Consider the following 14,133-nt stretch of genomic DNA (forward strand, 5'->3'; position numbering starts at 1 on the left):
CCCCACGGTCGTTCGCTTCGCGTAACTCCCTGCCCCCCGAGGGGGCCGCTGCGCCTGCGGTCTGGCAAAGCCAGTCCCGCGGCCCCTGCTGGTGGGGGATGTGGCCCCCACGGTCGTTCGCTTCGCGTACTGCGCTGCAAAGGGGCTGAACTTTGCTGGGACTGACCCAGCGCGGCGTTCAGGCCAGGTCTATCGGCATGGCGGCGCCGCATTGCCAGCATTGCTCGAAACCGCCCTCGACCGTTTCTCCGCAGGTGCACAGCCAGCGTCGCTGCGGCATGTTCTGCAGCGCGTCGAGCAAAGTGCGGGCGCCTGCCTCTTCATGGTCGTGGGTCAGCCAGATTTCCGGCTGGCATTGGTCGGGCGGCAACTCGCCCGCCACGCTGCCCAAAAAATAGCGCTGCACGCTGGCCGAAAAGCCGGCCTGCTGCAGCGCGTCGGTCCACAGCGCGGCGATGGCAATGTTGGGGGCATGGGTCAGGCGAAGCATGCGATCAGTGTAACGCCGGAATCCAGAAACTCCTGAATTGATAGCTAAAAGCACACGCTGGTTTTGCGGAAAAAGCCTTTTTTGCTTGAAAAGCAAGCCAAGATCAGGCTACTTTTTCTCCAGCGCCCGATCGGCATAGCGGCCAAAGCGCCAGGCTGTCGCCTGCTGGGTGATGCGCTGCCAGGTGATGCGTTTTTCAACCGGGCTCATCGACAGCCAGTGCTGCACTTCCCCAAAGGTGCGGCCGCAGCCCTTGCATTCTTCGTCACCCTGGCTGGTGGAACAGATGGCGATGCACGGCGTGTCGGCGGTGGTGTCGTACCAGGCATGCCAGGCGTTCAGCGCCTCTTCTGAAAAATCCGCCTCGTCGGCAGTGTTGTGATGCGCCAGCGCCATGCGCGCATAAATGCCGGCCAGGGCGCGCACCTCGGGCGCCAGGCTGACGCCGTCGGCCGAGGGATTGCGGTGGCGCCAGTAATTGATGGCGGCTTCAAGGTCGATGATGTGGATGCCGGGCATGGGAAACGCATCATAGCCATCCCGGCCCGGACACGCTCCTTTGCCCTGCCGGCTGGGGCTTCTCTGACGAAGTTAACCGCGCGGCACGTCGGCCGGTGCCGAACGCAGGCTGAGCAGCATCGTCAGCGCCAGAACGCCCACCACCACACCCAGCGACGCCATCACCGGGATCTTGTAGACGTCGATCAGGCACATCTTGGCGCCGATGAACACCAGGATCACCGCCAGGCCGTAGTTCAGCAAATGGAACTTGTTGGCCACGGCGGCCAGCAAAAAGTACATGGCGCGCAGGCCCAGAATGGCAAAGACGTTGCTGGTCAGCACAATGAACGGGTCGCTGGTGATGGCGAAAATCGCCGGAATCGAGTCCACCGCGAAAATCACGTCGGTCAGCGCCACCAGGCAGATCACCATGAACAGCGGCGTGGCGATTTTCTTGCCGTTCTCGACGGTCCAGAACTTCTCGCCGTCGTAATGCTGGCTGACCGGCAAAATGCGGCGCAGCAGCTTGAGCGCCGGGTTGTCGTCCAGCGCCGGCTCCTTGCCGGCAGCCCACCACATCTTGATGCCGGTGAGGATCAGGAAGGCGCCGAACACGTACAAAATCCAGTGGAACTCCGCCAGCAGCCATCCGCCGACCAGAATCATGACGGTGCGCAGGACGATGGCGCCAATGATGCCGATCATCAGCACCCGCTTCTGGTAATGCGACGGCACCGCGAAGTAGGTGAAGATCATCAGGAAGACAAAGATGTTGTCCACCGCCAGTGATTTCTCGATCAGGTAGCCGGTCAAAAATTCAAGCGATTTGGTGTTGGCGATCTCGGTGGAGCCGGTGCTGTCCCTCACCGCCCACCAGAACAGGCCGTTGAACATGAAACTCAGGGCCACCCAGACCAGCGACCACTTGAGCGCTTCTTTCACGCCAATGTCATGGGCGCCCTGCTTTTTCAGCACGACAAAATCAACGAACAGGGACACGAGAACAATGCCGATGAAGGCGGCCCACAGCCACAGGGGCGCAATGGTTTGCATGACAAGACCTTTTTGAAAAATGGAAGACGCACAAAGCGTCCCAAAAGGTCTTGCGGGAAAGAGCTGCCTGGCTCTTTTATGTGCTCCGGCTGCCGTTTTGACGGGCAACGTATTGACGAAACACAAGCGCTTGCGGCCGACAGGCCGCAAGGTCGCTACTCCCCTTTCAGGTGTCGAAAAGTATCGTTGTTTTACAAATTCCACATGGTCTCTGCGGATTTCTGCCCCCGCCCGTCAACCTGTCACGGTATGCACCAGGTGCTATCCTTCAAGCCATGAAACTCATCCTCAAATGGCTTTTGAGCGCCGCCGCCCTGCTGGCAGTGGCCTACCTGTATTCCGGCGTGACGGTGACCAGCTTCACCGGCGCGCTGGTCGCCGCAGCCGTACTCGGTGCGCTGAACATGGTGGTCCGCCCGCTGCTGGTGCTGCTCACGCTGCCGGTGACGGTGCTAACGCTCGGCTTGTTCCTGTTTGTCATCAACGCCCTGATGTTCTGGGCCGCCGCCAGCCTGGTCAGCGGCCTGAATGTCAACAGCTTCGGCGCGGCGCTGCTGGGGTCGCTGATTTATTCGGTGCTGCAGCTAGCGGTCGATTTTCTCCTGGAGCGCCTGTTCCTTAAGGATTGACTCGGCCTGCCGCGTCCGGGTGTCAATGATCGAAGCCTCGACGTAATCGGCACGGCCCGGCTGGCTGCGTATCAGCCCCTGCGCCGCCTTGAAGCGGTCCAGCGCGGCGCCGTAGTCAAGCTGGGCGGCGCGGCTTTCGGCGTCGGCCCGGATGGCGCGCACCGTCAGGTTCTGCTGGCCGTAGGCGACCGCCAGCATCTGCCAGGCGCCCGCATCGCGCGGATGCACGGCCACCCAGGTCTGCAGCGCTTGCGACACGTCCGGCGCGCGTTGTGCCGCCATCAGTGCCTTCGACATCAGCAGCAGTTCCGCCCGCGAGCCGGCCTTGCTGATATCTGCCGTGGCGGCCGCAGCCGGCACCTTGCCTTCCAGCAGGTCCAGCTCGACGGCCAGCAGTTGCACCGCCTTGCCCGCCGGGTCCGGGGCGGCGGCCAGGCTGGAAAGCCGGTCAAGCAAGCTGCGCGCCGCTGCGAAATCACGCAGTTGCGCTGCGGCAAAGGCGCCGCCGTAGAACGTGCCGGCATCGCGGGCAGCAGCCACCGGCGCCGACGCGGGCAAGACGGCCGCCCTGCGCTGCGCCTCAGTCACCAGGGTGCGCAGCACATCCACACCGGGAACCGCCAGAATGCGGGCGCGTACGGCCATCATCGCGTGCAGGCGCTGCGTACGTTCGGCCGCCGCCTGCTGCGCGGCTGACGGCGCGGACGCTGCGGCCGCCAGTTGAACGCGGGCCTGCGCCTCGGCAATCCGCTCGGTGGTCAGCGGGTGCGAGCGCAAATAAGGAAACGAGCCGTTGTCGTTGAGCCGGTTGGCCTGTTGCAGTTTTTCAAACATGCCCGAGATGCCCCGGCTGGCAAAGCCGGCATCGGTCATGACGCTAAAGCCGACGCGGTCGGCCTCGCGCTCCATGTCGCGTGAAAAATTCAACTGGCCCTGCGCCATGAGCGCCTGCCCGCCAACGATTGCGGCCGTACCGGCATCAGGATGACGGCTGGCCGCCAGCGCGCCGAGCACCATGGCGGCCAGCATCCACGGCGCCTGGCGCGACTGCTGCGTCATCAGGCGCGCGATATGGCGCTGCGTGACATGGCTCATCTCGTGCCCCAGCACGGCGGCCAGCTCATCGGCACTGCTGACGCTGCTGATCAGGCCCAGATGCACGCCAAAATAGCCGCCGGGCAATGCAAAGGCGTTGATGCTCCGGTCGCGGAACATGAACAATTCCCAGGCAAAACGCTCCTCCAGCTCAGCCGACAGTTCGCCGCGCGCACGCGCCGCCGTCATCAGCGGCTGCCAGATGCCCTGCAGGTAATCGGCCAGCACCGGGTCTTCGATCAGGTCGGGGTCGCGGTAGATGCTGGCCGCGATGCGGTCGCCAATGCGGCGTTCGGCCGCCGGTGACAGATCCGAGTTGTCGCCCAGCGTCGGCAGCGAACGGGCGCCGGGCGCCGGCAACAAGGCTCCAGCGCTTGGCCCCTGGGCCAGCGAAGCCGTGCCAAACGCTATCAGGACCATAGCTGCCAACGCATGCTGGACGTGCGCAAAAGCACGTTTTTGCTTAAAAATTTCGGGACAGGTCAATGAAGTCAAGGGCAGTCACCTTTGGGGCCAGAAAAAAGACGCCGGCAAGCCTCTTATGATGCGGCATAGTTGTAAAGGTTCTGTATCAGCATGACGACGCCCACTTCCCCCCTCACCCATTTCGACGCCCAAGGCCAGGCCCACATGGTCGATGTCGCCGCCAAAGCGTCCACGCACCGCATCGCCGTCGCGCAGGGCCGCATCGACATGAAGCCCGCCACGCTGGCGCTGATCGTGTCCGGCTCCGCTAAAAAAGGCGATGTGCTGGGCATTGCCCGCATCGCCGGCATCATGGCCGCCAAGAAAACCAGCGACCTGATTCCGCTGTGCCATCCGCTGGCGCTGACCCGCGTGGCGCTTGAATTTGTGACGTCTCCGGCAGACGGCGGCACCGGCAGCGTGACCTGCACCGCCACTGTAGAAACCGTCGGCCCTACCGGCGTCGAGATGGAAGCCCTGACCGCCGTCAACATCGCCCTGCTGACGATTTACGACATGTGCAAGGCGGCAGACCGGGGCATGACGATCACCGACGTGAAGCTGCTTGAAAAGCATGGCGGCAAGTCGGGCAGCTTTGTAGGCGGTTAAAGGCCATGGCCTGCCAGGCCTGACAAGATAAATTACAGACAGTCCATCCCCAGCCAGCGCTGCGTTTTCTGAACGGCCCCGAGAGTCCGACCTCTTTCCAGCATTAGCCGATCGAATGGCTGAAACGCTTTCTTCGTTCCTATTTTTACGGCACTTTGCCGTAGCTGTTTTCAACCGGTCTGGACGGAGACGGAGAGGCAGAAGCAGGCGCCGGCCTGACGGTGACAGACAGCCGGTCGGCAGCGCTGCGGGCAGGCACCGGTTCAGCTGCCACGCTGGCGCCCTGAACGACTTCGGTGTTGGGAAAACTCGACAGGGAAATCTGGGACATGGCCGCCCTGCGCTCCACATCGGTCAGCATCACCTCAAACACCATGACCTCTTTCTTGAGCGCGACAATCTTGGAGCGAATCACCCGCGACTGACCTTCGAGCGACAGGTTGGTGGGAGCCGGGGCCGCCGTGGACCCTGCATTGGAAGCAGAAAAGCCGGGCGCTGCACAGCCCGACAGAAAAAAGGCCGCCAGTCCCGCCACGGTCATCAGTTTATTCATCTCGTCCTCCCTTTTGTTGTTGATCTTTCGACGCCATCGACCTCACTGACTGCGCAGCAAACACGTTCATGGCGATTTGCCTTGGCGCCAGGCCATCGGCAGCGACGGCGTGCGCCCTTCGATTTCGTTCAGCAGCTGGTCGCGCCGGTAGGCGTACCAGCGTTGCAGACAGCCGCGATCCCGGCAAATCGTCTCGCGCCGGCGCACTTCGACATCATTCTGGCGGCGAAATGCTGCGCGGTCAGCGGTGGCATTTTTGGCGCGTGCGTACACCCGGCCGACGTCATGGTTGATCTGAAAAAGCTCGGCGTCCGAGCAAATCATCTTTTCAAGTGCTGAACGCGCCCTGCTGCAATCAAAACTGGCGTCCGAACGCATTCCCGGGCGTTCATCCTGCGGTGCTTCGGAGGAGGGCAGAGCCGCTTTGGCAACCTCGACCTTGCGGACCGGCGGGTTCGCCACGGACACCGGGGAAGACACCGAAGCGCGGGCCGGCCCCAGACTGGCCAGCGCCGAGTATTGATGCGCTTTCTCAGGCGCCTGCGCGAGCGGCGCTGCTGGCAGCACTTGCGACTTTGCCAGCGTTTGCCGCACCGCCGCCAGCCCGTCGGCCGCAGACCGCGAGCGCTCATCGGCCTGGCCGTAGGCAGTGGAATAGATACGCAAACTGTCCGTGTAAAGAAATTCCGCGCGCTGGAGCAATTCTGGCCGGTGGGCATCCTGCGCGGAACCAGCACCCCGCGCGAGCTGGGCATAGTGCGCGCCCAGCAGGTATTTGCCATCGGCCGACTCAACCGAATCTGCGCCCTTGAGCTTGTCGGCCACGCGGCACGACATCAAGAAAGCCACCTCGGCGTCACGCGGACGGCTGGACGCAGCAGCATCCTTGCCCATCACGATGAACGACGCCATGTCGGTCGCCGTCAGGCCAGGCGCGTCAGGCTGGAAAGGAAAACGTCCGTCCTGGCTGCCCGCCACCGCTGTTGCCGGCGCCAGCGGACAACTGGCGACATGTCCCGAAGCCTGCGGGCCCGAAACGGACGCCTTTGTTACCTGCTGACCAGCAATGGGTAACCCCAACGGGTCCAGCAACACCCATGCAGCGGCGATGGCCGCAGCGGCCAGCACACTGCCCGAAATGAAAACCTTGAGCTGCCTCCCTGTTGGCGGATCGCTGTGCGGCGGCGAAACGGCCGTTTTCGACAGCCCAGGCAAAGGATGCGGCGGGGCAACCCGCGCTTTTGTTGAGCGCCTTGCGGTTTCACTTGCCGATGCCTGCAGCGAAGATAGGTTCTCCCTCTGTGGCTTAGCTGTAAACAAGGCATGCGGAGCGCTTGTTTCCAGGTTGCCCGACGCTGGCTCAGGCAAGGAAACACTTGTTTGCAGGGCTTCAGGCGCTTGTGATGAAACAGGACCGCGTTTTTTCAAGGCTCCGGCAACCGCTGCCGCGCCCAACAACACCCCTGACGCAAAAACTGCCCCCTGACGCTTATCGATAGTCATGCCCCAACCATAGCGCGGCCATGGCGTCAGGAAGTGTAGAAGTCACACTTTGATGCAGAATTTGCCCTTTCTGCCACGCCAGGATTTACATGCTTTCGAGTGGGCCGGGTATGTCGTGCTGCTCGCTGTTGTTGCTATTTCCTGCGCCCGCAAGCAGCTTCAAACCATGCCCCGCGTGCCGGAATGTATCGGCAGTTATAAAGCGGAATCCCGTATCAAAACGGCCAGGGGCCGGCCCTGTGCGCCGGGCAGCGGCGCTGCGTTCATCTCGACCCAGCGCGCATGCTCTTTGGGGAAAGCCGCCCGATAGCGCGCCAGGAAATACAAGGCCTCGTCATCACGCCCCAGCATCACCGCACTTTCAATCACTTTTTCAATCACACGCGGCTCTGGCGAATAGTGCAGCAGTTCAATCGCCATGGCATGCTGGGCAACGGCGTTCCCCTGCGTGAGCGGCGTGATGCTCAGGTAGGCAAAGCGCGCCTGGTCACGAAACAACCGGTTGTCCTGCACCTTGGCCAGCGTACCCTCGCGGTAGGCAGCACTGCGCTTGTCGGGCGGCAGGTAAATCTGGCTGACCCGGTAGTAGCTGACCGCCACTCCGGCCAGAGCAACTATCATAATAGTAGCTACAAAGGCATACAGATATTGCGCAAAACCGTTGTTTTTCTTAAATTCTGAAGAAGATTCCTGGCTCACGGCCAGCTTTTTCTCGCGCGGTACGCACAGCAACCAGACCGCCAGCCCGGCAGCCATCTGGAACGGGCCGTACCAAAGCGGATATTCCAGCAAACTGTGCAAGCCGATGACGGCCAGCACGGTCCAGGCCATCTGGCGCAGCGGATTTTTCTCGTGCCACGGCCGGGCGCGCCACGTCAGCCACCCCAGCACACCGAAAATCGCCACCGCCGCCGGAATGCCCAGTTCCACCGCCAAGTGAAGCGGCAGGTTGTGCGCGTTGTCCAGGATTTCGCAAAAGCGCGGACCGTCGTACAAGGTGATGAAATGCGCATAGTCCAGTTCGCCCCAACTCCAGCCCAGCCAGGGTTTTTGAGCGATCAGCGTCAGCACGTTGGACCAGAGAATTTTTCGGCTGGAGCAGGCCGGTATTTCCCCCGCCAGGCGGCCAAACAATCCGCCGCTTTGCAGGCCGGTTGCCCATTGCAGCAACCACGGCAGCGCAAACACGGCGAGTCCATAAACCAGCAAAGCCTGCATGACAAATACCAGCAGGTGCCTGCGCGCCGGCAGCGCCCACCAAGCGGTGAACAAGGCAATCAGCCCCCATTGCAGCAAACCCGTGCGCGAACTGCTGGCGGCATTGCCCAAAGCCAGCAACAAAGCGATCAGATAAGCCCACCACGGCATCAGCCAAGCCGGCGTTTTGAGCCGTCCTGCAGAGGTTGCCCGCAGCGCCAGCCAGCCGATCAGCGCGGCCAGGCCCATGCTTGTCAGGGTGGCAAACTGGTTACGCTGGCGCAGGTTGGCATAGGCTTCGCCCGCCTGCGGCTGGTTGATCCAGGGGCTCAGTGCCGGTGCCAGGCCGAAATACTGCACCAGCCCCATCAGCGCGCTGATGACGGCAGCCAGCACCCAGGCCAGTGTTACCAATTCTGGATCAAGCCGACGCCGGAGCAGGCACACACAAACCGCGCACAGCGCCGACAGCAGCCACGGCCAGACATTGGGTGTGGGGCCGGCGGTGTAGGGGCTGAGCCAGGGCAGGAGCAGGAATGCGGCCAGGATGCAATCCCGCAGAGACTGGTTTTTCAAGCGTGACAACAGATAAGGAACCGGATTGGCTTTGAGTAAAAACTGGATGGTACGTGGTCAATTCAATGAGAAAAACGGATTCTCCAATTTTCTAGCGGGTTCATCGGTTCTTGATGAAAAAGCTGTGCTGCCCCGTTCGTACTTGCGGAAAGCCCAAACCGTTCTAAAAAACTATCGCCCTTAAAACCCGTCACCGCGCAGGAACCCCTGGATCTGGCCCTGCTTGTCAAGCACGGCGACCCAGTCCTGGCGGGCAACGACCGGCAAGTAAAACCACTCTTTCAGGTCAACGCCTTTTTCAAGCGCCAGCTTGCGGGCGGCGTCTTGCTGGTCGGGGTACTTTTCCAGAAACATCGGCAGAGGCTTGGCGCGTTTCAGGGACTTGAGGGCTGCTTCGCCTTCGTAGGGGATATAGAACTCGGGGCGCTCGGCGTAGTCGCGACCGCCCTGGATGGAGTCGAACATGACTTTGTTGCGTTCTTGGGTATCGTTTGGTTCGCGGATGGTCACCGTCATCGGCATTTTCCACCAATGGGGCTGCAAAGCCGCAGGTAACGCAGCAGCTGCAGCCTCGTCCAGCACTGGTCCCGCTATGACTTTGAAGCGATCAACTTCCTGCACCAGAAACAACGGCCGCGCCTGCCATACGGTATGCAGACCGTAGCCCAAGGCGCCGAGTTGGATCAGCGCAACCAGTCCCAAATCACGCCACAGCTCGGCATGAGGCTTGGCAGGGTTGAAAATCACCATTGTCAGTAAAGGACCGCACACCACGTCTACCGCCACCACCAGCAAAAATAATTCGCGTCCACCTGACAGTTCGCGGTATGGATAGGGATACCACAATCCAAACACCAAGGCTGCGGCAAACAACGCCACAATTAGGCTACACAGCAAGTGAATAGCGGCTGCCCGCATTGCTGTATGAGTGCGAAAAGCAAAAGTTGTGGTCACCATAAAAGAAAAACTAGAAAAAAATAATTAAGTGCCAATTTTTTAGCAAAAAAGCGCCGAAGCGCTCTATATTTTTCGCTTAACTATGGATTAACGGCATTCAGAAGGAGCGTATTTCGCAGGCAAAGTACCTACAGCTCTATTTGCAAGACCACGACCTGTTGCAGCCAAAACAGTAGTGCTAGCACAAGCCCAATCTATGGCGCCAACTGCTGCGGAAGTCGGTGCAACGCCAAGGACATTTGGAGAGAACACCAAAGTGTTATTTAACAATCCGGTTGGAATACCATTGCCTGCCGTAGCATTAATGGTGACAAAGATTGGCCATGTACCAGTGGCGGCAGGAACATAAGCAGCACAAGCAGCCCCAGTTAAAGCGGCAGCTCCAACGCAATAATTACCGACATATTTTGATTGCTTAGGAGCTGCAAGGGTTGTGTTAATGGAAACCGCAGTTGTATTCAGACCAGTCACACCATCCGACTGAAAAGCTTCGCTCATCAAACCCTTTACAGAGGACCCAGCAATTACCGCTTCACTTACCTTCGCCCGCACCGTGTAGTCCTGATAAGCCGGCAAAGCCACAGCCGCCAAAATACCAATAATCGCCACAACGATCATCAATTCGATCAGGGTGAAACCCTTTTGAGCCATTTGCATGGAACGCTTCATGAGAAAACTCCTTGGTTGGAAAAAGACTTGCCGTCAACTATTGCAGGTTGCGTGCCAAGTCCTGGAAGTTAATTCTTGCATCAAAAAATGTGACTTTTGTCACGTCTGAAACATTTTGATTACTTTTTTTGTCACAAAATAAAACATAAGCGACATTTTTGTCACTTGGCGCAACAGACAGAACAGTTTTCGAATCAATGGGCCAGCAGCACTTTTCTTATAAGTTCGCAAGCTGTGTCGTAAGGCATCAAGCCAATCTGTACCGGTCTCAACGTCCTTCGCCGTGTGGCTTCAGGTCGCTTGCAACAGATAACTTCCTTCAGCGCGCTTTGACCCCGGCCCGGTTCAACCGAGTCGGCAAGCCAGCTACAGCAACTGTCGTTCGGCCTTCGGGCGCGCGTCAGTGTCGTCAACATTGGCTGCAGATATGGGAATGCCGCAGCACCATTTTTGTCCCTTTGGCTTGACTTGCAGCTTTCTCATCCGGGACTGCAGTGACGCGGGAATTTTTCAGCAATCAGGTTGGCAATACAACGCAAACGCCGCATCAACCAGCGATTTTTCTCACTGCTGCACGAATTGCATCTGCGTTCCCGCCAGCTCAATCATGTCACCATGGTTGAGCGCCACGGGCTGCGCGCCTACAGCCGCGCCATTGAGCATCGGCTGACTACTGCCCTCAACATGGGTAACCACAAAGCCTTGGGAAGTTCTGGAAATGCTGGCAACGCCCACGCCGGCTTTGCCTATGGTTGTTACGGGCTTGACCAGTGCCAATTCACGACCGGCTGCAGGGCCGGATATCACCTTGATGGCACCGTTGATGGCGCTTTCACCGAAGTTGGCCTCGTCAACATACTGGATTTTGTACTTGCCAATTTCCACTGTGTCGCCGTGGTGCAGCTGTTGCTGCTTCTTGACGGTCTTGCCGTTGACATAGGTACCGTTGGTGCTGTTGAGGTCTTCGACATGAACTTCAGAACCCGACATCTGCACCACAGCATGTTCTCCACTCACAGCCATGTTGTCTATCACGATGTCGTTGTAGGGCCGGCGACCCAGTGACGTGCGGTCTTTCGTCAACTGGACTTCCTTGAGGACCGCGCCGTCCAGGTAAATAATCATTTTAGGCATTACCGGTTCCTCTGAGTTTTGAATTTTTTTAGCACAGCGCTATTTTCCCAGCATTCTGGACAGCAGGCTGCGACGCAAGGCGTTTTCTACGGCATGCACCAGCAAAACCGAGATATTGTCGCGCCCGCCGCTGTCGTTCGCTACACGGACCAGCGCTGCTGCTTTTTGCTGCAATGTGCCTGGGACATTCACGATGGCTTCGATCACGGGGTCCAGCACCATGTCCGACAGGCCGTCAGAACACATCAGATAAAGATCGTCCGGCTCAACCCGATGCTCGTTGATTTCAAGGCAAACCGCATTCTCAATGCCCAAGGCTCGTGTGATGAGGTTGCGGTGCGGCGACGTCAGTGCCTGCTGGGCTGTCAGCAGTCCTGCGTCCACCTGCTCCTGCAACAGCGAATGGTCTTTGGTAATTTGCTGCAGGATCCCGCCGCGCAACCGGTAGCAACGGGAGTCGCCGATATGGCCAAGCATCAACCGGGTTTCCAGAAAAACGCCCACCACCAGCGTAGTGCCCATGCCGGCATAGTCGGGATTGGACCAGCCAGCGCTGAAAATCGAATGGTTGACCTGGTTCACGAAGGTTTCAATGGACTGGCGCAGTTCCCTGGAAGAGGACCGGTTGCCGGCCTGCGTCAGCCAGGCAGTCAGCGCTTGGCTGAGAAAGGCGACCGCCATGCCACTGGCCACTTCACCGGCGTTGTAACCGCCCATGCCGTCTGCGAGCAGGCAGAGTCCGGTTTTTGGGTCGAAGGCCACCATGTCTTCATTGTTTTTGCGCACCCGGCCTTGGTCGGTTTGCGCAAAGATTTCATACATCATGGGGTGCTGGGCATGACTTCTGTTGAATCGGCTGGCCCCGGCGAATGCATTGATCCAACCGGTGTCGCCTGAGAAAAACCGGCCGTGTCCCGCCAGTCAGGGCTGCACGTTAACAGACGCCCAAGCAGGGAACAAGGAATTAATGCGCAATATTCAGCCCGCGCCAGCCGGCTTTCGACCAGTTTGAATTACTTTGCCCAGCACCAGCACCAGCAGCGCACCGGCAGCGGCTACGGCATAGCCCCAGTACGCGCCTTCGGGCAGGTAGGGAGCCAGAGCCGGATCGGTGTAAGCCATCTGACCCGCAATCCAGCCAAGCAGCATGGCACCCAGGGTGATGACGACCGGAAAGCGTTCCATCAGCTTGAGCACCAACTGGCTGCCACCGATGATGATGGGAATGCTCACCAACAAACCAAAAATCACCAGCGCCAACTGGTGCTCCTGGTGCGCGCCCTGCGCCGCGCCGGCAATCGCCAGCACGTTGTCCACGCTCATGACCAGATCGGCAATGATGACGGTCTTGACGGCGCCCCAGAGCTTGTCGCTGGAGCTGATGTTGTGATCGCCTTCCGCTTCGGGCACCAGCAGCTTCACGCCGATCCACAGCAGCAGCAAGGCGCCGACGATTTTCAGGTACGGAATGGCCAGCAGCGCCAGCGCAAAGGCAATCAGGATCACGCGCAGGATGATGGCGCCGGCCGTGCCGTAGATGATGCCTTTGGTGCGCTGCTGGGCCGGCAGGTTCCGGCAGGCCAGTGCAATCACCACAGCATTGTCGCCCCCCAGCAAAATGTCGATCATGATGATCTGCCCCACTGCCAGCCAGAAGCTGGCGGTCATGAACTCTTCCATGGAAACCTCGTGAAAAATGAAAAAGACCGATTGTCAGTGATGACAACCGGTCTGTCTGTTGTGGCTAACCGCAATACGCGCTACGTTCAAGGCGCGGATTGCGGCAGCGAAGCACTTATTTCAGCAGGGCTTTGAGCAACTTCGCCATTTCCGACGGATTGCGCGTGATGGTGAAGCCGCAGGCTTCCATGATCGCCAGCTTGGCGTCGGCCGTGTCAGCGCCGCCAGAAATCAAGGCACCGGCATGGCCCATGCGCTTGCCGGCCGGGGCCGTCACGCCAGCGATGAAGCCGACGATAGGTTTTTTCATGTTCAGCTTGCACCATTCAGCCGCTTCGGCTTCGTCCGGGCCGCCGATTTCGCCAATCATGATGACCGCGTCGGTGTTCGGGTCGTCATTGAAGGCGCGCATCACGTCGATGTGCTTGAGGCCATTGATCGGGTCGCCGCCAATGCCGACAGCCGTGGACTGGCCCAGGCCGATTTCGGTCAGTTGCGCCACAGCTTCGTAGGTCAGCGTGCCTGAGCGGCTCACAACGCCAATGCGGCCGGCGCGGTGGATGTGACCGGGCATGATGCCGATCTTGATCTCGTCAGGCGTGATCAGGCCGGGGCAGTTGGGGCCGAGCAGCAGCGTGCGCTTGCCGCCGGCGGCTTCCTTGGCTTTCATGCGGTTGCGCACTTCGAGCATGTCCTTGACCGGAATGCCTTCGGTGATGCAGATGGCCAGGTCGAGGTTGGCTTCGACGGCTTCCCAGATGGCGGCAGCGGCGCCTGCGGGCGGCACGTAGATGACCGACACGGTCGCGCCAGTGGCATTGGCCGCTTCGCTCACGTTGGCAAAAATCGGGATGCCTTCGAAGTCTTCGCCGGCGCGCTTGGGGTTCACGCCCGCCACGAACGCTTCGCGTCCGTTGGCATAGTCGCGGCACATGCGGGTGTGGAATTGACCGGTCTTGCCGGTAATGCCTTGCGTGATGACTTTGGTATTTTTGTTGATGTAGATAGACATGGGATTACCT

The 14,133-nt window shown here is 59.8% G+C and carries 16 protein-coding genes; 3 read left to right on the top strand and 13 right to left on the bottom strand.

The annotated features are described in order from the left end of the window. Positions 1 to 178 precede the first annotated feature (178 nt). The 3 genes from IWX87_RS15940 to IWX87_RS15950 all read right to left on the bottom strand — a co-directional run bounded on the left by IWX87_RS15940 (position 179) and on the right by IWX87_RS15950 (position 2,044). Positions 179 to 490 carry a DUF2007 domain-containing protein gene (locus IWX87_RS15940; protein WP_196864513.1) on the bottom strand — a complete coding sequence of 104 codons (312 nt, stop codon included), beginning with the start codon at positions 488 to 490 and terminating at the stop codon, positions 179 to 181. A gap of 108 nt (positions 491 to 598) precedes the next feature. Next, positions 599 to 1,009 carry a DUF3717 domain-containing protein gene (locus IWX87_RS15945; protein WP_196864514.1) on the bottom strand — a complete coding sequence of 137 codons (411 nt, stop codon included), beginning with the start codon at positions 1,007 to 1,009 and terminating at the stop codon, positions 599 to 601. 72 nt (positions 1,010 to 1,081) lie between these two features. Next, entirely contained in the window at positions 1,082 to 2,044 is a 963-nt protein-coding gene (locus IWX87_RS15950) for a TerC family protein (protein ID WP_196864515.1), read from the bottom strand. 275 nt (positions 2,045 to 2,319) lie between these two features. On the opposite strand from IWX87_RS15950, the gene IWX87_RS15955 reads away from it, so the two are divergent. Continuing rightward, positions 2,320 to 2,673, top strand: a complete 354-nt coding sequence (locus IWX87_RS15955; RefSeq protein WP_196864516.1) for a phage holin family protein — start codon at positions 2,320 to 2,322, stop codon at positions 2,671 to 2,673. Here the strand turns inward: IWX87_RS15955 and IWX87_RS15960 are convergent. Further along, the gene (locus tag IWX87_RS15960; protein ID WP_196864517.1) at positions 2,629 to 4,188 is read right to left on the bottom strand and encodes a M48 family metalloprotease; all 1,560 of its coding nucleotides are present in this window, start codon (positions 4,186 to 4,188) and stop codon (positions 2,629 to 2,631) included. The two genes, IWX87_RS15955 and IWX87_RS15960, sit on opposite strands and share 45 nt — an antisense overlap. 156 nt (positions 4,189 to 4,344) lie before the next feature. Here IWX87_RS15960 and moaC point away from each other — a divergent pair, with 156 nt between their 5' ends. Further along, positions 4,345 to 4,842: a cyclic pyranopterin monophosphate synthase MoaC gene (gene moaC, locus IWX87_RS15965; RefSeq protein ID WP_196864518.1), complete on the top strand. Its 498-nt coding sequence runs from the start codon at positions 4,345 to 4,347 to the stop codon at positions 4,840 to 4,842. A 145-nt stretch (positions 4,843 to 4,987) separates the two neighbouring features. On the opposite strand, the gene IWX87_RS15970 is transcribed toward moaC, so the two are convergent. From IWX87_RS15970 to IWX87_RS16005, 8 genes are all read right to left on the bottom strand, one after another. Next, positions 4,988 to 5,395 carry a hypothetical protein gene (locus IWX87_RS15970; protein WP_196864519.1) on the bottom strand — a complete coding sequence of 136 codons (408 nt, stop codon included), beginning with the start codon at positions 5,393 to 5,395 and terminating at the stop codon, positions 4,988 to 4,990. 66 nt (positions 5,396 to 5,461) lie between these two features. After that, positions 5,462 to 6,610 (bottom strand): lysozyme inhibitor LprI family protein, encoded by a 1,149-nt coding sequence (locus tag IWX87_RS15975; protein ID WP_196864520.1) that lies wholly within the window; start codon positions 6,608 to 6,610, stop codon positions 5,462 to 5,464. A gap of 483 nt (positions 6,611 to 7,093) precedes the next feature. Next, on the bottom strand, positions 7,094 to 8,671 hold the full coding sequence (locus tag IWX87_RS15980) for a PglL family O-oligosaccharyltransferase (protein ID WP_231374851.1): 1,578 nt from the start codon (positions 8,669 to 8,671) through the stop codon (positions 7,094 to 7,096). 180 nt (positions 8,672 to 8,851) lie between these two features. Continuing rightward, positions 8,852 to 9,589, bottom strand: a complete 738-nt coding sequence (gene tfpZ, locus IWX87_RS15985; RefSeq protein WP_231374850.1) for a TfpX/TfpZ family type IV pilin accessory protein — start codon at positions 9,587 to 9,589, stop codon at positions 8,852 to 8,854. A gap of 126 nt (positions 9,590 to 9,715) precedes the next feature. Further along, complete coding sequence (locus IWX87_RS15990) at positions 9,716 to 10,297, bottom strand: prepilin-type N-terminal cleavage/methylation domain-containing protein (RefSeq protein WP_196864522.1); 582 nt, start codon at positions 10,295 to 10,297, stop codon at positions 9,716 to 9,718. Between the two features lie 564 nt (positions 10,298 to 10,861). Beyond that, positions 10,862 to 11,431 (bottom strand): FHA domain-containing protein, encoded by a 570-nt coding sequence (locus tag IWX87_RS15995; protein ID WP_196864523.1) that lies wholly within the window; start codon positions 11,429 to 11,431, stop codon positions 10,862 to 10,864. Positions 11,432 to 11,470: 39 nt separating this feature from the next. Next, positions 11,471 to 12,256, bottom strand: a complete 786-nt coding sequence (locus tag IWX87_RS16000; RefSeq protein ID WP_196864524.1) for a Stp1/IreP family PP2C-type Ser/Thr phosphatase — start codon at positions 12,254 to 12,256, stop codon at positions 11,471 to 11,473. A gap of 153 nt (positions 12,257 to 12,409) precedes the next feature. Continuing rightward, entirely contained in the window at positions 12,410 to 13,111 is a 702-nt protein-coding gene (locus IWX87_RS16005) for a TerC family protein (RefSeq protein WP_196864525.1), read from the bottom strand. A gap of 9 nt (positions 13,112 to 13,120) precedes the next feature. Between IWX87_RS16005 and IWX87_RS19920 the strand changes: the two genes are divergently transcribed. Next, positions 13,121 to 13,246, top strand: a complete 126-nt coding sequence (locus IWX87_RS19920; protein WP_255532202.1) for a hypothetical protein — start codon at positions 13,121 to 13,123, stop codon at positions 13,244 to 13,246. Here IWX87_RS19920 and sucD read toward each other — a convergent pair. Continuing rightward, positions 13,227 to 14,123: a succinate--CoA ligase subunit alpha gene (gene sucD, locus IWX87_RS16010; protein WP_196864526.1), complete on the bottom strand. Its 897-nt coding sequence runs from the start codon at positions 14,121 to 14,123 to the stop codon at positions 13,227 to 13,229. The genes IWX87_RS19920 and sucD overlap by 20 nt on opposite strands. Between the last annotated feature and the right edge of the window lie 10 nt (positions 14,124 to 14,133).

This window comes from Polaromonas sp. CG_9.7 (assembly GCF_015752205.1).
Lineage (GTDB): Bacteria > Pseudomonadota > Gammaproteobacteria > Burkholderiales > Burkholderiaceae_C > Polaromonas.

Coding starts and splice junctions, on each gene's coding strand:
- IWX87_RS15940 (WP_196864513.1), bottom strand. CDS start 490: ATGCTTCGCCTGACCCATGCCCCCAACATTGCCATCGCCGCGCTGTGG.
- IWX87_RS15945 (WP_196864514.1), bottom strand. CDS start 1,009: ATGCCCGGCATCCACATCATCGACCTTGAAGCCGCCATCAATTACTGG.
- IWX87_RS15950 (WP_196864515.1), bottom strand. CDS start 2,044: ATGCAAACCATTGCGCCCCTGTGGCTGTGGGCCGCCTTCATCGGCATT.
- IWX87_RS15955 (WP_196864516.1), top strand. CDS start 2,320: ATGAAACTCATCCTCAAATGGCTTTTGAGCGCCGCCGCCCTGCTGGCA.
- IWX87_RS15960 (WP_196864517.1), bottom strand. CDS start 4,188: ATGGTCCTGATAGCGTTTGGCACGGCTTCGCTGGCCCAGGGGCCAAGC.
- moaC (WP_196864518.1), top strand. CDS start 4,345: ATGACGACGCCCACTTCCCCCCTCACCCATTTCGACGCCCAAGGCCAG.
- IWX87_RS15970 (WP_196864519.1), bottom strand. CDS start 5,395: ATGAATAAACTGATGACCGTGGCGGGACTGGCGGCCTTTTTTCTGTCG.
- tfpZ (WP_231374850.1), bottom strand. CDS start 9,589: ATGCGGGCAGCCGCTATTCACTTGCTGTGTAGCCTAATTGTGGCGTTG.
- IWX87_RS15990 (WP_196864522.1), bottom strand. CDS start 10,297: ATGAAGCGTTCCATGCAAATGGCTCAAAAGGGTTTCACCCTGATCGAA.
- IWX87_RS15995 (WP_196864523.1), bottom strand. CDS start 11,431: ATGCCTAAAATGATTATTTACCTGGACGGCGCGGTCCTCAAGGAAGTC.
- IWX87_RS16000 (WP_196864524.1), bottom strand. CDS start 12,256: ATGATGTATGAAATCTTTGCGCAAACCGACCAAGGCCGGGTGCGCAAA.
- IWX87_RS16005 (WP_196864525.1), bottom strand. CDS start 13,111: ATGGAAGAGTTCATGACCGCCAGCTTCTGGCTGGCAGTGGGGCAGATC.
- sucD (WP_196864526.1), bottom strand. CDS start 14,123: ATGTCTATCTACATCAACAAAAATACCAAAGTCATCACGCAAGGCATT.